This is a genomic window from Streptomyces sp. NTH33, from assembly GCF_003236365.1.
Classification (GTDB): Bacteria; Actinomycetota; Actinomycetes; order Streptomycetales; family Streptomycetaceae; genus Streptomyces.
In genome coordinates this window covers 1-17,702 of the sequence record NZ_POTZ01000109.1, presented here as the reverse complement: position 1 = coordinate 17,702, position 17,702 = coordinate 1, and the positions used below count along the sequence as shown (strand labels likewise).

11 protein-coding genes are annotated in these 17,702 nt (G+C 73.5%); all 11 read right to left on the bottom strand.

Annotated elements, in window-relative coordinates:
* A partial coding sequence (locus tag C1I97_RS13645) for a DUF5107 domain-containing protein (RefSeq protein ID WP_111003479.1) occupies positions 1-1,936 on the bottom strand: 1,936 nt, incomplete at its 3' end.
* A 78-nt stretch (positions 1,937-2,014) separates the two neighbouring features.
* Positions 2,015-2,560 carry a GNAT family N-acetyltransferase gene (locus tag C1I97_RS13640; protein ID WP_111003478.1) on the bottom strand — a complete coding sequence of 182 codons (546 nt, stop codon included), beginning with the start codon at positions 2,558-2,560 and terminating at the stop codon, positions 2,015-2,017.
* A 52-nt stretch (positions 2,561-2,612) separates the two neighbouring features.
* On the bottom strand, positions 2,613-3,536 hold the full coding sequence (locus tag C1I97_RS13635; protein WP_111003477.1) for a S66 peptidase family protein: 924 nt from the start codon (positions 3,534-3,536) through the stop codon (positions 2,613-2,615).
* A complete protein-coding gene (locus C1I97_RS13630) occupies positions 3,533-5,497 on the bottom strand; it encodes a prolyl oligopeptidase family serine peptidase (RefSeq protein WP_441349114.1) in 1,965 nt (654 codons plus the stop codon). The genes C1I97_RS13635 and C1I97_RS13630 overlap by 4 nt, the downstream gene beginning before the upstream one ends.
* A 3-nt stretch (positions 5,498-5,500) precedes the next feature.
* Positions 5,501-6,805, bottom strand: coding sequence for a M20/M25/M40 family metallo-hydrolase (locus tag C1I97_RS13625; protein ID WP_111003476.1), 1,305 nt, complete (start codon positions 6,803-6,805; stop codon positions 5,501-5,503).
* Positions 6,798-7,631: a M55 family metallopeptidase gene (locus tag C1I97_RS13620; protein WP_111003475.1), complete on the bottom strand. Its 834-nt coding sequence runs from the start codon at positions 7,629-7,631 to the stop codon at positions 6,798-6,800. Before C1I97_RS13620 ends, C1I97_RS13625 begins: the two co-directional genes overlap by 8 nt.
* Before the next feature lie 85 nt (positions 7,632-7,716).
* Positions 7,717-8,850: a glycosyltransferase gene (locus C1I97_RS13615; protein WP_111003474.1), complete on the bottom strand. Its 1,134-nt coding sequence runs from the start codon at positions 8,848-8,850 to the stop codon at positions 7,717-7,719.
* Positions 8,847-11,720 (bottom strand): bifunctional glycosyltransferase/CDP-glycerol:glycerophosphate glycerophosphotransferase, encoded by a 2,874-nt coding sequence (locus C1I97_RS13610; RefSeq protein WP_111003473.1) that lies wholly within the window; start codon positions 11,718-11,720, stop codon positions 8,847-8,849. Before C1I97_RS13610 ends, C1I97_RS13615 begins: the two co-directional genes overlap by 4 nt.
* 155 nt (positions 11,721-11,875) lie before the next feature.
* Positions 11,876-12,601 carry a class I SAM-dependent methyltransferase gene (locus tag C1I97_RS13605; RefSeq protein WP_111003472.1) on the bottom strand — a complete coding sequence of 242 codons (726 nt, stop codon included), beginning with the start codon at positions 12,599-12,601 and terminating at the stop codon, positions 11,876-11,878.
* Positions 12,602-12,769: 168 nt separating this feature from the next.
* Positions 12,770-15,235 carry an ATP-binding SpoIIE family protein phosphatase gene (locus C1I97_RS13600; protein ID WP_111003471.1) on the bottom strand — a complete coding sequence of 822 codons (2,466 nt, stop codon included), beginning with the start codon at positions 15,233-15,235 and terminating at the stop codon, positions 12,770-12,772.
* Between the two features lie 147 nt (positions 15,236-15,382).
* The coding region (locus C1I97_RS13595) for an MFS transporter (protein ID WP_111003480.1) at positions 15,383-17,702 on the bottom strand (2,320 nt) is incomplete at its 5' end.

The window sequence follows — 17,702 nt, the reverse complement described above, 5'->3', positions numbered from 1 at the left end:
GTTCCCACACCCGGCCGATCCGCTCGTCCCCCTCCCGCAGGTCGGCGACCTCGAACCCCTCCTCGAAGACGGCCCGCGCCTCCTCGCGCCGTCCCTCCGCGAGCAGCAACTCGGCTTCGAGCAGCCGGAACCGGCCGCGCGCCCGGGTCTCCGGGCGCACCCGTTCCCACACGGCGCGCGCCGGGGCCGGGCGTCCCGCGCGCAGCAGCGCCTCGATCGCCTCGCGGCCGAGCGCGGCGGTGGCGGCGGTCCACTGCTCGTCCTCGTCGCCGGGGGTACCTCCCACGCCGTTCAGGCAGTGGGGGAGCTCCCGGCACAGGTCGTCGAAGGCCTCGGCGTACCGGTCGGCGGCCCGCTCGTGGTGCCCGGCCTCCTGGTCGGCCACGGCGAGGCATCGCAGCAACGGCCAGACGGACGGCGCCTGTTCGAGTGCCCGCTCCCAGCTGCGCACCGCCTGTGCCCGGTCGCCCGCGTGCCACTGGGCCACGCCCAGGTGGTACTCGGTGAGCGGGGTGGCGGGCGCCGTCTCCAGCATGTCCCGCCAGTGCGGGGCGACGAGCGTGTCCCCGGGCGGCCCGGCCCGGCGCGGCTCGGGGAGGGAGCCGGAGCGCAGCAGCTCCCGCCAGGGCTCCTGGTCCTCGCCGAGGGTGGAGTCGGGGAACGGTGTGCCCGGCAGCTTCAGGTCCGCGCACAGCACTTCGAGCGCGCCCCAACCGGAGCCGGCGCTCAGGATCTCGCCGGGTTCGGTGTCGGCGTGCGGCCTCCAGGCGGCGTAGGCGGCCTCCACGTCGGCGCGCGGCAGGGCGGCCTCGAGCCGGTCCTCGGTCCGCCGTACGACGGTGTCCCACGCGCCGTCCGGCGGCGGCGCGTCCAGCGGCCCGTAGGACTCCAGCCAGGCCACCTCGCTGTCCGCCTCCAGCCGTACGTGCTCCAGCTGGGTGCGGGCGAGCCCGGCCTGGATCTCGCAGTAGCCGCCGGTGCCGGGCTCGGTGAGCCACTGCTGCCAGCGCCGCCCGCCGGGTCCGGCGCCCCAGACGAACAGCTTGCGGCCGCGCAGGACGTCGGTGGAGGTCTGCACGAGCCCGTGGCCGTGCTCGTCGAGCGCGGCGATCCAGCGGCGCCGTCCCTCGGGCACCTCGTAGAAGTAGTCGGCGGGGTAGGTGCTGTTCAGCGGGTACGTGCGGTCGACGCCGTCGTACAAGGGGACGGGCACCCGGCGCAGGCGGCGCTCGTAGCCGAAGTTCCAGGCCTCCTCGGCGGGGGCGAGCACCCGGTGCTCCTCGGGAACGGCGATGTTGGACCACCAGTAGACCGGCACCGGCCGCTCGTGCGGGTTGCGGAGGCGGACGCCGACGTGCAGGAAGTCGGAGCCCTCCGGCAGCCACAGGTCGACCTGGAAGGGCAGGTCGCGCAGCCGCTCCCACTCCCACAGGCGCAGCATCCGGCCGCCGTCCGGGGCGGGCACGAGGGCGGCGTGCAGGGGTGCGCAGGAGAGGGTCGTATGGCCGGTGGCGCCGATGTTCCACTCGATGCCGCCGGAGTACCAGGCGCCGTTGAGGGCGAAGTTGGCGGGCTGGAACACCGGGTTGCGGTAGAGGAGTTCGCGTCCGGTGGGCTTGTGGAGGAGGGAGGCGATCCGGCCGCCGAGACCGGGCAGCACGGTGGCGCGCAGCCGGTCGTTCTCGATGACGAGGGCGTCGACGGGCCGGGGCTCGCGCTGTCTGCCGTAGCCGTCGCGCACCCGTGCCGGCAGCAGGCTGTGCAGCGGCGCGTACCCGATCTGCCGCGCCATGTCGCGCGGCAGGTTCTGCTTGTCGCGCTCCTCGATGCGGTGCGTCTCGTCCAGCGGCCGCAGCGCGGGCAGCGGGTTGTCCGGTCCCAACGGGGCGGCGGGCAGCGTCAGTACCTCACGTCGGATCGTCGTCACGACGACCACGGAACCCGCTCGCCGGTGACCTGACCAGGGGCGGTACCGGTCAGGTTTCCGCAAAGGAGCCGGGCGGAAGGGCCGGCGTCAGGCGCGCATCTCGGCGGTGAGCGCCCAGCGCTCGTGGTCCCGCCAGGCCCCGTCGACGAAGAGCATGTCCGGTGAGAAGCCCTCCAGGCGGAAGCCGCAGGCGCGGGCGAGGGCGATCGAGGCGGTGTTGCGGGGCTGGACGTTGATCTCCAGCCGGTGCAGCCGCATCGGGCCGAAGGCGTACCCGATCACGAGGTCGAGTCCCTCGCGCATCAGGCCGCGCCCGGCGGCGTGCGCGAAGGCGCCGTAGCCGAGCGCGCCGGACCGGAAGGCGCCGTGCACGATGTTGTTGATGTTGACGAACCCGGCGAGGGCGCCGCCGTCCTTCTCGCAGACCAGGAAGCCCGCCCTCGCCGGGTCCTCGGTCAGCCGCCGCACGTGGGCGGTGTACGCCTCGGCCGTGTCCGGCGGGAAGAGCCACGGGTGGTGCAGGTCCCTGCTCTCCCGGACGCGGGCGGTGAACTCGGCGCCGTCCTCGTGGGTGACGGGGCGGATGCCGACGCGGGGTCCCTCGGCGAGGTGGCGGGAAGCGGTGTGCGGCATCCCGCCAGCCTACGCGCGGCTCCCGCGCCCGGCGTCGTACCCCTGCCCCCGCTCAGCGCAGGGCGGGCTCGTCGAGTGTCAGCGTACCCGCGTCGGCGTCGAGTTCGGCCGTGACGCCGAAGGGGATGGTCAGCGCTCCCTCGCAGTGGCCGAAGCCGAAGTCCTGGGCGACGGGTACGCCGAGTGCGCCGATCCGGTCGGTGAGGAGGGCGCGGACCCGGTCGGGGGTGTCGCAGCTCTCCCAGGAGCCGAGGAGCACCCCGCGGACCCCGTCGAGCCAGCCGGCGCGCAGGAGCTGGGTGAGGTAGCGGTCCAGGCGGTACGTCTCCTCGCCCACGTCCTCCAGGCAGAGCAGGCCGCCGCCGGCGGAGGGCCGTGCGTGCGGGGTGCCGAGGTCGGCGGCGAGCAGGGCCAGGCAGCCGCCGAGCGTGACGCCCCGGGCCCGTCCGGGGACGAGGGCCGTGCCGCCGGAGGCGATCGTGCGGACCCTCTCGGGGGCGAAGAGGGTGGCCCTGAGGTGGTCCTGCGCGCGGGCGTTCTTGACGAAGTCGACGCCGGCGGCCATCGGCCCGTGCAGCGTGACCAGGCCCAGGCGGGTGGCGAAGGCCTCGTGCAGCGCGGTGATGTCGCTGAAGCCGACGAACACCTTCGGCCCGGCCGCCCGCATGGCCTCCCAGTCGAGCAGGTCGGCCATGCGCTGCGCGCCGTACCCGCCCCGGGCGCACAGCACGGCGTCCACCGCGGGGTCGCACCAGGCGGCCTGCAGATCGGCGGCGCGGTCGGCGTCCGCGCCCGCCAGGTAGTCGAACGTGGTGTGCCGGTCCAGTACGTGCGGCGCGACCACCGGGTCCAGGTCCCAGCCGCGCAGCAGGTCCAGTCCGGCCTGCAGCCGCTCCTCGGGCACGGGCCCGCTGGGCGCGACGACGGCCACACGGGCGCCGGGGGTGAGCCGCGCGGGACGGCGGAGTTCCTTCACGTACTGAGCTCCAGGGTCGGGATGCCTGCCGGGTCCAGGCCGAACACCTGAGCGTACAGCGACAGCTCCGCCTCCAGGGCCCTGACCATGGTGTCGGCCCGGCGGAACCCGTGTCCCTCGCCCTCGAAGGCGAGGTACGCGTGCGGCACTCCCCGGCCCGCCAGCCGGGCCAGGAACCGCTCGCACTGCGCCGGCGGACAGATCACGTCGTCCAGGCCCTGCAGCAGCAGGAACGGCGCCGTGAGGCGGTCGGCGTGCTCGGCCGGGGAGCGTTCGGCGTACCGGCCGGGCACCTCGGCGAGCGGCCCGACCAGGGACTCCAGGTACCGCGACTCGAAGTCGTGGGTCTCCCCCGTGCCCCAGCCGGTCAGGTCCAGAATCGGGTAGAGGATCGTGCCGCAGGCGTACACGTCGGTCGTGGTCAGGGACGCCGCCGCGGTCCAGCCGCCCGCGCTGCCGCCCCGGATCGCGAGCCGGGCGCGGTCGGCGGTGCCCTCTTCGGCGAGGGCGAGCGCGACGGCCGCGCAGTCCTCGACGTCGACCACGCCCCACTGCTCGCGCAGCCGGTCGCGGTACTCCCGGCCGTACCCGGTGGAGCCGCCGTAGTTCACCTCGGCGACGCCGATGCCCCGCGAGGTGAAGTAGGCGATCTCCAGGTCGAGCACGAGCGGCGCCCGGCTGGTGGGTCCGCCGTGCGCCCACACGACGTACGGCGGCAGCTCGGCGCCGGGCGCCACGCACCCGGGGTTGTGCGGCGGATAGACGTGGGCGTGGACCTCGCGGCCGTCGGGTCCGGCGAAGGTGCGGATCTGCGGCTCGGGGTAGTGGGCGGGGTCCACCGGGTCGTCGTGGGCGGCGCCGACCACCCGGGCCCGGCCGGTCCTGGTGTCCAGCTCGACGACCTCGTAGGCGCTGCGCGGGCTGGCGGCGACGGTCACCACCTTCTCGCCGTGCGCCGCGAGCGTGGCGTCGAACTCGGTCCAGGGCCCGGCCGCGTCGACGACCTCGCCGGTCTCCGGGTCGAGGATGCCGAGGGCGGTGGCGCCCCGGCCGTGCACGACCGCGATCAGCCCGCTGTCCAGCGGCGCGAACCAGCGCCCGCCCAGCTTCCACAGCGGCCCGCCGAACTCCTCCTCGCGGGGACACAGGGGCTCACCGTCGCGGTAGAGGTTCCACCAGCCGCTGCGGTCGCTCACGTACAGCAGTGAGCCGTCCGGGGCCCATTCGGCCTGGGGGATGGATTCGCCGGGGCCGCCCCCGCGGGTCCGGGGCTCGCCGAAGGTGCCGTCCCCGGCGACCTCGGCCATCACCAGTTCCGTGCCGTCCCACGGCATCCGCGGGTGGTCCCAGGCCTGCCACACCGCGCGCCGCCCGTCGGGCGAGAGGCGGGGGCCGGTGACGAACCGGTGCCGGTCGTCGGTGAGTTCGCGCACGGCGGCCCGGTCGCCGGCCGCCGAGCCGTCCAGCGGTACGGCGGCCAGGACGCGCCGTACGTCGGTGGGCCCGTCCCCGGTGAACTCCTCCAGCACGCACCACACTTCGCCGTACTCCGGGCGCACCTGCGGGTCCGCCCAGCGCAGTCCGCCGCCCACCGCCGAGACGGGCGTGAGGGGGCGCGGCTCGCCGCCGGGCTCGTGGCGGTAGAGCCGCTGGTCGGCGAAGTTCACGAACACCACCAGCGGCACGCCGTCCTGGAGCACCCCGGCCCAGGGCCGGCCGCCGTACTCGATGACACGGCTGCGCACGTTCCACGGCGCGGGCAGCACGGACTCCTCCGTGCCGTCGGCACGCCGTCGCACCAGCGCCCGCCGGCCGCCCTCCGCGGGCCGCGGTTCGGTCCACCACACCTCGTCGCCGACGAAGCCCGCGAACTCCGGTCTGCCGTCGTGCGCGGCGGCGAGGGCCGCGTCGATGGGCGAGGGCCAGGAACCGTACGGCAGGCTCTGCACGTTCTCCCCCACTGGTCAGGCCGTCCGCAGGAAGCGGTCGAGGACGCGGACGCCGAAGTGCAGCGCCTCCACGGGGACGCGCTCGTCGACTCCGTGGAACAGGTGGTGGTAGTCGAAGCCCTCGGGCAGCTTCAGCGGCGAGAACCCGTAGCCGGTGATGCCCAGCCGCGAGAACTGCTTGGCGTCGGTGCCGCCCGCCATGCAGTACGGGACCACGTGCCCCTCGGGCGCGAACGCCTCGACGGCGGTCCGCATCGCCGCGAAGGTGGGCGAGTCGACGGGTGACTGGAGCGCCACCTCACGGTGTTCGAACTCCCAGTCCACGTCCGGGCCGGTGAGGTGGTCGAGGGTGGCGCGGAACTCCTCCTCGCCGCCGGGCAGATACCGTCCGTCGACGTGGGCGACGGCCTCCCCCGGGATCACGTTGATCTTGTAACCCGCCTCGAACATGGTGGGGTTGGCGCTGTTGCGCAGCGTCGCCTCGACCAGCCGGGCCGCGGGGCCGAGCTTGTCCAGCAGCGCGTCGACGTCCCGCGGGTCCGCCTCGATGCCGTACAGGGCGGCGAGTTCGGTGAGGGCCGCGCGCACGGTCGGGGTGAGCCGCAGCGGCCACTCGTGGGCACCGATCCGGGCGACGGCGGCGGCGAGCCGGGTCACCGCGTTCTCCCGGTTGACCCGGGAGCCGTGGCCCGCCCGCCCGCGCGCGGACAGCCGCAGCCAGGCGGTACCGCGCTCACCGGCCGCGATGGGGTAGATCTGGCGGCCGGCGCCGTCGTGGAAGGTGAATGCCCCGGATTCGCTGATGCCTTCGGTGCAGCCCTCGAACAGCTCGGCGTGCCGCTCGGCGAGGAAGCCGGCGCCGTCCTCGGCGCTGGCCTCCTCGTCGGCGGTGAAGGCGATCACCAGGTCGCGCCGGGGACGCAGACCCTGCCGGGCCCAGGCGCGGACCACGGCGAGGATCATCGCGTCCATGTTCTTCATGTCGACCGCGCCCCGGCCCCACACGACCCCGTCGCGGACCTCGCCGGAGAACGGGTGCACGCTCCAGTCCCCGGCCCGCGCCGGCACCACGTCCAGGTGACCGTGGACGAGCAGCGCGTCCGCCGACGGGTCGGTGCCCTCGACCCGGGCGACGACGTTGGTCCGCCCCGGGGTGCGCTCCAGCAGTATGGGCTCCAGGCCCGCCGCGGCCAGCCGCTCGGCGGCGTACTCGGCGGCCGGGCGCTCCCGGCAGTCACCGCCGCCCCGGTTGGTGGTGTCGATGCGGATCAGGCCGGACGTGAAGTCGACGACCTCGTCCAGCGCCTGCGCGTCAGCCATATTCCTCCTCCACCGCGGCCGAGGCGATCGTGGTGACCGCCTTGAAGGTGCGGATCGACTCGTACATGGTGGGGCTGGTGTACGCCACCCTGCGCTCCCCGGTCCGGCTCACTCCGGGCACGACGGTGGCGGCCATGGCCAGGTGCTCGGCGTCGAACTCCACGGCGACGGTGAACGGGCCGGCTTCGCGGGGCTCGTGACGGACCGCCAGGGCGGCCGCCTCCTTGGCGGCCGCCCGGATGTCGGCGGCGGTGCGGGCGGGCGGGCGGCACACGGCCGCGTACCGGGACACGTGGTCCTTGACGGCCACCTTCAGCGCCCCGGGCGCGTAGCCGAGCGCGTCCTCGCAGGCCACGTCGTCGCCGGTGACCAGCACCACCGGCACCCCGTACTCGGCGGCCACGTGCGCGTTGAGCAGCCCCTCGCTGGCCCGTACGCCGTCCAGCCACACCCCGGTGATCTGGTTGGCGAGGTAGGTGTGGGCGAGGACGCCCTCCATGCCGGCGCCCGCGTGATAGCCGACGAAGGCGATGCCGTCCACGTCGCCGTGCTGCACGCCCTCCATCATGGACAGCGACTTGTGCCGCCCGGTGAGCATCTGCGCCCGCTCGTCCAGCCGCTCCAGCAGCAGGTTGCGCATGGACCAGTGCGCCTCGTTGACGAGCACCTCGTCGGCGCCCCCGTCGAGGAAACCCAGCACGGCCGCGTTGACGTCCGAGGTGAACATCGCCCGGCACCGCTCCCACTGCGGCGTCCCCGGCAGCACGTCGGCGGGCCAGGTGACACCGGTGGCGCCCTCCATGTCGGCGCTGATGAGGATCTTCATGCCGTGCCACGTTACGCGCCCCGGAGGCAACCGGCTACGCCCCGTACGGAGCCGGTTGCCCCACGGCTTCGTCCGGCTGGGGGCTTCAGCGTTCCAGGAAGTCGAAGAGGGCTTCCCAGCGCCGGGTGATGGCGTCCGGGTCGAAGCGGTGGACGCTGCGCAGGGCCTGGCCGCCCATCGTGTCGCGCAGGTGCTCGTCGGACATCAGCCGGACGAGGTGGCGGGCGAGTTCGACGGTGTTGCCGGGGCGGACGAGCAGGCCGTCCTCCTCGTGGGTGACGATCTCGCGGACGCCGGGCGCGCAGTCGAACGCCACGCAGGGCACACCGGTCGCCATGGCCTCCAGCAGGACCAGGGGGAAGCCCTCGCCGCGGGAGGACTGGACGAAGACGGAGGAGGCGCGCAGCGCTCCGGGCACGTCGTCGGTCTGTCCGGCGAAGTCGACGGAGTCCTCCAGGCCGAGCCGTGCGCACTGCCGCCTGAGCTGTGCCTCGGCCTCTCCCCTGCCGTAGATGCGCAGGGTCCAGCCGGGCTGCTTCGGCGCGGCCTCGGCCCAGGCGTCCAGGAGCAGGTCGATGCCCTTCTCGTGGGAGAGCCGGCCGATGCTCGTGACGACCTTCTCGGTGCGCGGGGAGGGGGTGCCGGGCGCGAAGGGCAGCGGGTTGGGCATGAAGCCGACGTTGTTCATGCCCTCGGCCACCCAGCGGTCGGCGTCCTCCTGGGTGAGGGCCAGCAGGCGGTCGACGTCCTTGTAGTACTTCTTCACGCGACCGAAGCGGGACGACTTGCGGGCCGTTTCGAAGGACTCGTGGGTCATGCCGATGACGGGGTGCCCGGCGGTGTCCGCGAGGGCCACCCACTCCATCGCCCACACCTGGGTGACGACGATCATCGCGCCGGGCCGGGCGGCCTGGAACAGCGCCGAGAGCCGGCTCGCGGCGGTCCGCAGGTGGGTCTCGTGGCGGCGCACGGCCGGGTCGACGCGGCCGAGCAGGCGGTGCGGCCTGGGCCGGCCGGGCGGGCGGCGGGCGTACAGGGTCACGGTGCGGAACGGCGGCTGGTCGCCGAGGTCCATCGGGTGGTTGGCCGGGGCGATGCCGACGACGGTGACCCGGTGGCCGCGCGCGGCCAGCAGCCTGGCCATCTGGGTCTGCCAGCGGCCCACACCGCCGAGCTCGTTGACCTCGTTGGCCACGAAGAAGATGTCGCGCTGGGTCATCGGGCCTCTCCCGCGGTGCCGAAGAAACGGTCCACGATCTGTGCCGCGGCGTCCCCGCGGTCGTACTCGCCGTACTTGTCCACGAACTCCTTCAGCCGCGCCTCGTACGTCGTCCGTACGGTGTTCAGGTCGTCGATCGCGGCGAACAGCTCCTCCTCGGTGCGCGGGACGGGGCCCGGAGCCTCGGCGAGGAGGTCGAAGTAGGTGCCGCGGGTGTCCTTGGCGTACTCCTCCCAGTCGTGGGCGTAGAACACGATGGGGCGCTGGAGCAGGGCGTAGTCGAACATCACCGAGGAGTAGTCGGTGATCAGGGCGTCGGCGAGCAGCATCAGCGGGGTGATGTCGGGTTCGGCGCTGACGTTGATCACGCGTCCCGCCACCGACGGGGGCAGGGTGAGCCGGTTCAGGTAGTGCGCCCGGACGAGCAGGGTGTAGTCGTCGCCGAAGCGGGCGGTGAAGTCCTCGACGTCGAAGGGGAACGCGAAGTCCCGTACGCGGCCGTCGGGGCGGGCGCGGAACGTGGGCGCGTACAGCAGCACGCGCCGGCCGGGGTCGAGGCCGAGCCGTTCGGCCGTCCGCCGTGCCTCGGGGGGCAGGGGCGCGCCTTCCCGGACGCGGACCAGGGCGTCGTTGCGCGGATAGCCGGTGCGCAGCAGCTTGTCCTCGGGGATGCGGTACGCGCGCGCGAGGGTGCGTACGTCGTGCTCGCTGCGGACGACGAAGTGGTCGAAGCGGTCCAGGGCCTGCTGGTAGGAGCGCTGCTCCGGCTCGGACATCATCCGGTGGGCGGGCTCGTCGAAGCCCATCCGCTTCAGCGCGGAGCCGTGCCAGGTCTGGATGTACGTCGTCTCGGGGCGCTTGGCCAGCCTGAACGGGTAGCCCTGGTTGTCGATCCAGAACTCGGCCTGGGCGAGTGCCCTGAGGTAGCGCCAGGACCAGCGGCGCACCAGTTCCACGCCCTGGGGGAAGCCTTCGGGGCGCTCACCGGCGTACGACCAGATGGGGGTGATCGGCGCCTTGCGGCGGCGCAGTTCCTCGAAGATGGCGCGCGGGCTGTCGCTGTACTGCTTGCCGAGGTGGCTCTCGAAGACGACGGTGCCCTTGCGGACGGGCAGCCTGCGCAGCATGCGGTCGTAGACCTGGAGCTTGCGGGTGCCGGAGTTCAGGTCCCGCCGTACGGCCCGCAGGGTGCGGTAGGCCCCCTTGACGGCCCGCGCGGGACGGCCGTGCAGGTTGCGCTCCACGGCGGCGCGGCCGGCGCGGGCGGCCCGGCCGTGCTGGGTGAGCCGGAAGGCCAGGTGGCCCTTGGCGGACACCTGGGCCTCGATCCGGTCGGCCATGAGCCGGGTGAGACGGGGCCGTACGGGCACGGGCTCGGCGTGTTCCAGGTCGACGGCGCCGACCGTGAGCCGGCTGGTGGTGCGCTTGCCGTCCGCGGTGAGGTGCAGCCGGACGTCCCAGACCTCGTCGACGATGCCGAGTGGTCTCAGCCGCCGGGCCAGCGGGACCTCGGCCCGCCAGGCGATCGTGTCGCCCCGGTGGCGCGGGGTGGGCGCCGGGAAGCGGAAGGTCTGCAGGCTGCGGCGGCGGGCGCGGAACTCCAGCTCGGCGCTGAGCCCGGCGTCCGGGGCGATGGTGTGCAGCGGGTTGACGACCTCGCCCGCGAGGACGATGTCGCCGTCGTGTGCCGTGTACTCGGTGAGCTTGTTGCGCAGGGCCATCCGGTTCAGCGGCCGGGCGTGGTAGCCGAGGGTGGTGACGTCCAGGACGGCGCGCATCTCGGGGTCGTCGAGGTAGCGGTCGGTCCAGTAGATCCGGCCGTCCCGCTCGGCCAGCGGTGCGGAGATCTTGTGCCGGTTGATGAGCGTGTCGATGGCCGGCATCAGGTCGGCCCAGTCCTCGCGCAGCAGCAGCTGGGCGCAGATGGCGTGGACGCGGTCGAGTTCGGCGTAGGCCGCCTCGGGGAAGTCCTGGATGTAGCCGCGGGCCAGTTCGGCGAAGCGGTGGCGGTAGCCGTCGTCGAGGAAGGGCAGTTCCCGCAGGTACAGCACGAGGTCGTGCTTGAGGAACTTGATGTCCTTGCACAGCTTCAGCCGGTCCTGGCCCTGGCGGTCCAGGATGGCGTCGATACGGCGGTGGATCTCGACCCGGTCGGCGAAGTTGCTGATCTCGCCACGCCGGTTGCTGATCGACTTGACGGCGGTCTTCTCGACGACGTTCCAGTGGTAGACCGTGTTGGGGATCAGCGTGATACGCCGGGCGGCCAGGTAGGCCTGCGCGGAGAAGAGCAGGTCCTCGTAGTGGATGCCGCGGGGGAAGGTGAGCCCGTGGTCGAGGAGGAACGCGCGCCGGTAGCACTTGTTGGTCGACAGGGTGTCGAAGACCAGCAGGTCCGGCAGCTCGGCGACGGAGTCCAGCGTGCGGGTGCGGCGGTACAGCCAGGGGTACCAGGGGGTGCGCTTGCCGTGCCGGCTGTCGGCGTACACCCGGACGCACAGGCCGGAGACGAGGTCGGCACCGGTGCGGTCGGCGGCCTCGATCATGTTGCGGCACGCGTTGCGTTCGAGGGTGTCGTCGCTGTCCAGGAACATCACGTACCGGCCGCGGGCCGCCTTGACGCCCTGGTTGCGGGGCTCTCCGCAGCCGCCGCTGTTCTCCGGGAGCCGGATCGCGCGGACCCGGCCGGGGTGGGCCGCGGCGAGCGCCTGCGCGACCTCGTGGGAGCCGTCCGTCGAGCAGTCGTCGGCGATGACCACCTCGACATTGCGAAGTGTTTGCTCGAGGACGGAACCAACAGCCGCCGGAAGCCGCTCTTCGTCGTTGTAGACGATGACGACAACACTGACGTCCGGTTCGGGCGCGACGGTCACACGGCCACCTCTCGTCTCTGTATGGGGGGTGCGGTGGGGTGAACGCAACCCTACAGCTTGTAGGGATCGTCAAAGCCCCCACCCCCCTCCAAACTACGTCAATGCGACAATACGCCGTCCCACTGACACGCAGTGCGACCGGGCGGCGGGGCCGCTCACCGGGGGAGCCCGGCCACGAACCACTTCGACGGCAGCACGATCCGGGTTCCGTCGGGGGTGAACTCGGTCGTGGTGGGAGGTACTTCACCCGTTGCGAGGACGGCGAGGCCGGCCGCGCGCAGGTACTCCGGCACCGCGTCGTCGGCGACTTCGCCGGGCGCGATGCCGTGCCGGAGGACCGGCGCGAGCTTGGGCGGCGGCCCGGCGGGGCCCTGGGCCAGTCCGCCCAGGATCGGCCGGGCGGCCTCGGACGGCTCGACGAGGAAGGCCCGGCCGCGCTCGCCGACGAGGGCGGCGATCCCGCCGACGAGGGTCTGCCGGTCGTCCGGCTCGCACTGGTGCAGCACGCCCCGCATGTACACGTTGGCGTCGCCGAGCTCGGCGTGCAGGGTCTCCGTCTCGCTCTTGTCGGCGGCGTCCAGCACCCGGTACGCGGCCTGTCCGGCGGGGTCGCCGTGCCGGGCGTGCTCGATGGCCGCCGCGGCGATGTCGGCGCCCACGACGTGCGGGAAGCGATCGGCCAGGAAACGCGTCTGGGTGCCGTTGCCGCACCCCAGGTCCACCAGGGGCAGTCCCGGGGCGCCCAGGTACGGCTCGAACAGCGGCAGATGGACCCCGGCGGTCACCGCGGGCTCGGCATCCCAGAACACCGTCCCCGGCTCTCCGGAGGCCTCCCGCCAGAACCCCTCCCACACCTGCCGGTACCGACGCGTCGCACTCATGCCCGACTCCCTCTGCCACAGCAGCAGTTCCGCCGAAACCGGCGGACGCCCACGGTGCACTGCCCCCGCCCCGCCCCGACAACCGCTCGACGCACACCTCATGCCCCACGCGCACGCGTGAGCGCGGGACGGGAGCCCCCGCGCTGGGGGCGGGCCCCCTCGCCTCCCTCAGCGGCGGGGCAGGGTTTGCTCGAACCAGACCGTTTTTCCGGTGCCCGTGCGGCTGGCGCCCCATGCGCGGGCCAGGGTGCTGACCACGCGCAGGCCACGGCCGGACTCGTCGGTGGGGCCGGCGCTCAGCAAGGTGGGCAGGTCGTGGTCGTCGTCCTCCACCTCGCACAGCAGGGTGTCGCCGCGGACGAGGCGCAGCTCGACGGGGCGGCCGCGGGAGTGCCGTACGGCGTTGGTGACGAGCTCGCTGACCATCAGCGCGGCGGGGTCGGCGAGACGGGCCAGGCCCCACTCGTGGAGCTGTTCGCGGATCACGGCGCGGGCCCGGCCCACCTCGGCCGGGTCGCGGGCCAGACGCCACTCAGCGACGCCCTCGGGCTCGATGCCGTTGAGACGCGCCATCAGCAGGGCCACATCGTCCTTGCGGCCCCCGCGCGTGTTCAGCGCACGGATGATCGTGTCACAGGCGTCATCCATGGACGCGGCCGGATGGGCGGCGGACTCGCACAGCGTGGCCAGCCCGACGCCGATGTCCTCACCGCGTACCTCGACCAACCCATCAGTGCACATCACCAGCCGGTCACCAGTCGCCACGCGCACACGTACCGCTTCGAAGGGCACCCCGCCGACGCCGATGGGCGCGCCCGTGGGCAGATCCAGCAGCTCGCTGCGGCCGTCGGCGCGCACCAGGACCGGCGGGATGTGGCCCGCATTGGCGAGGTGCAGCTCGCCCGCGATGGGGTCGTACACGGCGTACAGGCAGGTCGCGAGGTAGGTGTCGCCGAGCCGCTGGGCGAGGTCGTCGAGGTTGCGCAGCAGCTGGGCGGGCGGCAGGTCGAGCGCGGCCATGGTCTGTACGGCGGTGCGCAACTGTCCCATCATCGCCGCTGAGTTCAGGCCGTGCCCCATGACGTCGCCGACGACCAGGGCGGTGCGGGCCCCGGGCAGCTTGACCGAGTCGAACCAGTCGCCGCCGACCCGGCCGAGCAGCGTGCCCGGCAGGTAACGGGTGGCGATGTCGCCGCCCGCCATCCGCGCCGGAATGTGCGGCAGCATGCTGTCCTGGAGGGTCTCGGCGACGGTCTCCTGGTAGGTGTACATGCGCGCGTTGTCGAGCACGAGGCCGGCACGGGCGGCGAGTTCGGCGCCCGTGACCCGGTCCATGTCGTTGAACTCGGGTCGCTCGGGATGGCGCATCAAGGCCATGAAGCCGAGGACGACGTTGCGCGCCTTCAACGGTGCGACCAGCATGGAGCGGTTGGTGATCATCGGCCGGAGGTCACGCTTTTCGAACTGCGAGGCGATGGCATGGCCCATCTCCTCGCTGATCCGCGGCACAAGCACCGGCTCGCCGGAGGTCATGCACTGGAAGAACGGCGTGTCCGCCGGGAACGGCATGGCCTCGCCGACCGGTACGACGTCGTCCCAGCGGCCGGGTTCGTCGGTGTGCTCCAGAGCCACCCGGTGCCACATGGTGGTCGTGTCGGGCACGCCCTCGGGGAACCCCTCGCCGGCGACGACCTGTTCCCGCAGGTAGGTGCAGGCCACGTCGGTGAAGCGCGGTACGACGGCCTTGCTGACCTCGACGATGGTCCGCGCGAGGTCGAGCGAGGTGCCGATCCGGCCGCTGACCTCGTTGAGGAACTCCAGGCGCTCGCGGACGGCGGCGTACTCCAGGTCCTCGCCCTCGTCGTCGGCGGGTTCCGCCGGCACGGGCAGGCCCCGGGCGGCGGCCCGCGCGGCCCGCTCGCGACGCGCCCTGCGCCCGGCCCGCCGCGGCACGCCCCAGTCGGGGGTGACCGGCACCCGGTCGTTCTGGCTGAACTCCAGGACCGGATAGCCCAGTTCGAGGACCTGCGCGACGATCCGGGCACTCTCGCCGACGCTCATGCTCGGCAGGATCTCGGGCAGCCGCCGCGCCAGTTCCTCGGCGCCGGGGAAGTCGGTGTGCAGGGCGAAGGCGGGCGCGATCCGCTCGAACGCGCCCCCGTCCTCGTGCCCGGGATCCCCGCGCAGCCCGTCCACGTCGGCGGCGAGCACCAGCAGCCGCTCCCGCCCCGGCCCCACGAGCGGATACGCCCACCACAGGACGTCCACCCGGTCCCGTTCGGGCGCGGTGAGCCGGGCGCGCCCGGCGGTCGCGTAGGACAGCCGCCCGTCGAGGGAGGACTCCAGCCCGGGGCCGAGCCCGTCGTGGCCGGCGTACGACCGGTAGGGGGCGTCGTCGGCCTCGTCGGGCAGGGCGCCGGAGACGGGCAGCAGGTCGACGGCCGGCCGTCCGATCGCCTCCTCCTTGGCGGTGCCGAACATCCGCCGCGCGCCTCTGCTCCAGTGCGACACCAGGCCGTCGTCGTCGACCACGACCACGGCCAGCGGGACACGGCCGGCCGCGGCGTCCGCCGCCACCGCGCCGCTCCCGGCTCCGCGGCCGGGAGGTACGTCCCTTTCGGTGCCACGGTCCATGGCACAGGCCCCTCTCCCCACGGCTCCGCAAGATCTGCTCCCCCGGGCACCACGGTACGGCGACGGCCCGTCACGATGTGCGGCAACACAGGAATTGGTTTCAGCGGGGGCGCACCGGCGCGCGGACGTGCGCCCCCTGCCTGCGGCTCAGTCCTCGTGTCCGAGCTGAAGATCGCGTTCCGTGCGTCCTCCGCCCGCGACCTGCAACACCGTGGCGACGGGCGGGTAGCCGGCCGCGATCACGGTGTACTCGCCGGAGGACAGATCGACGAACCGGAACGTTCCGTCGGGTCCGGTGGTGAGCGTGTCCACGACGTTGCCCGCGGCGTCGAGAAGGGTCACGCGCGCGTCCTCGACGGGCCGTCCGCCGCCGGCCCGCACCGTCCCGCGCAGCACGGCGCCGCCCGCGAGCTCGACGTCCTGGCGGGTCTCCCGCGAGGCGTGCACGGTGACGGGCAGCGCGGCCGGACGGAAGGCGGGCGCGCTCGCGGCCAGCGTGTACTCACCGGCGACCAGCTCGGTGATGACGTAGCCGCCCTCGCGCCCGCTGCGGGTGGTGGCGACGACCTCGCCGTGCACGTTGGTCAGCGTGACGGTGGCGTCCCGCACGGGGCTGCCGTCGGCGGTGCACACGGTGCCCGCGAGCCGTCCGGCGCCGCCGAGGACGACGTCGAGCTCGACGGGCCGCTCGCCGACGGTCACCGAGACCGCCTGCGGCTGGTGCCCGCCGGCCGCGGCGATCAGGACGTACGACCCGGTGCCCGGCGTGGACAGCGCGTACCGCCCGTCGTCGCCGCTCGCGCCCCGGCCGATCTGCTGTCCGCCGACGTCGATCAGGGTGAGTGCCGCGCGGGGCACGACGGTCCCGTCGGGGTGCTGCACGGTGCCGCAGACGGGCACACCGGCGGCGTAGGGCGAACGGGCCCGCGGCACGGTGGCGGTCGGCGGCGCGGTCTCCGGGTCGGTCACGTGGGCGTTGTGGGACACCAGCGGTTTCTCCTTGAGGAAGAAGGCGATGAGCAGGCCGAGGACGAGCACCGGCACCAGGTAGAGGAAGATCCGCGGCATGGCGTCGGCGTACGCGCGCACGTAGGCGTCGCGCAGGACCGGCGGCAGCGCGTGCACGCCCTGCGGGGTGATCGACTCGGGGTCGGGCAGGGCGCCGCCCACGGACGCGGGGACGCGGTGGCGCAGGGCGTCGGTGAGCCGGTCGGCGAACAGGGTTCCGAAGACGGCGGCGCCGACGCTGCCGCCGATCTGCCGGAAGTAGTTGTTGGCGCTGGTCGCCGTGCCGAGGTCGGCGGGGCGCACGGAGTTCTGCACGGCGAGCACCAGGACGGGCATCACCAGGCCGACGCCCGCGCCGAGGACGGCCATCCAGACGCTGTAGTGCAGCCGGGGCGTGTCGACCTCCAGGCGGGACAGCAGCCACATGCCGAGGGCGGACAGGGCGCTGCCGAGGACGGGGTAGATCCGGTAGCGGCCGGTGTGGCTGATGAGCTGCCCTGAGACGATCGACGCCACCACGACGCCGCCCATCATGGGCAGCATCAGCAGCCCGGACTCGGTGGCCGAGGCGCCGTCGACCATCTGCAGGAAGGTGGGCAGGTAGCTGGCGGCGCCGAACAGCGCGACGCCGGTGACGAGCCCGACCAGACCGGTGACGTTGAACACGGAGTCCCGGAACAGCCGCAGCGGGATGAGGGGTTCGGCGGCGAAGCGCTCGGCGACGAGGAAGAGGACGCCCGCGGCGGCGGCGCCCGCGCCGAGCCCCAGGACGACGTGCGAGTCCCAGGCGTACTCGGTGCCGCCCCAGCTGGTCAGCAGCACCAGGCAGGTGGAGGCGGCGGCCAGCAGCAGCGTGCCCAGGACGTCGAAGCGGGCCTTGACCCGGGGCTTGGGCAGTTTCAGCACGACGGCGACCACGGCCAGGGTGAGCAGGCCGAAGGGCACGTTGATGTAGAAGCACCACCGCCAGGACAGGTGGTCGGTGAAGTAGCCGCCGAGCAGCGGTCCGGCGACGGAGGCGAGGCCGAAGGCGGCGCCGATGAGGCCCATGAACCGACCGCGCTGCCGGGGCGGCACGATGTCCGCGATGATGGCCTGGACGCCGATCATGAGTCCGCCCGCGCCGACGCCCTGCACGGCGCGGAAGGCGATCAGCTGGTCCATGGTCTGCGCCCGCCCGGCGAGCGCGGAGCCGACGACGAAGACCACGATGGCGAACTGGAAGACGCCCTTGCGGCCCAGCAGGTCGCCGAGCTTGCCGTAGACGGGCAGTCCGACGGTGGCGGTGAGCAGGTAGGCGGTGATCGCCCAGGACATCCGGTCCAGGCCGTGCAGCTCACCGACGATCCTGGGGAGCGCGGTGGCGACGATCATCTGCTCCAGGGCGGCGAGGAGCAGCGCGAGCATCAGCCCGACGAAGACCAGCCGCACCCGGCGCGGACCGAGAGGGGGAGGGGCG

Bases quoted from the DNA above. Each gene is read 5' to 3' on its own strand.
- C1I97_RS13640 (WP_111003478.1), bottom strand. From the start codon at position 2,560: ATGCCGCACACCGCTTCCCGCCACCTCGCCGAGGGACCCCGCGTCGGC.
- C1I97_RS13625 (WP_111003476.1), bottom strand. From the start codon at position 6,805: ATGGCTGACGCGCAGGCGCTGGACGAGGTCGTCGACTTCACGTCCGGC.
- C1I97_RS13620 (WP_111003475.1), bottom strand. From the start codon at position 7,631: ATGAAGATCCTCATCAGCGCCGACATGGAGGGCGCCACCGGTGTCACC.
- C1I97_RS13615 (WP_111003474.1), bottom strand. From the start codon at position 8,850: ATGACCCAGCGCGACATCTTCTTCGTGGCCAACGAGGTCAACGAGCTC.
- C1I97_RS13605 (WP_111003472.1), bottom strand. From the start codon at position 12,601: ATGAGTGCGACGCGTCGGTACCGGCAGGTGTGGGAGGGGTTCTGGCGG.
- C1I97_RS13600 (WP_111003471.1), bottom strand. From the start codon at position 15,235: ATGGACCGTGGCACCGAAAGGGACGTACCTCCCGGCCGCGGAGCCGGG.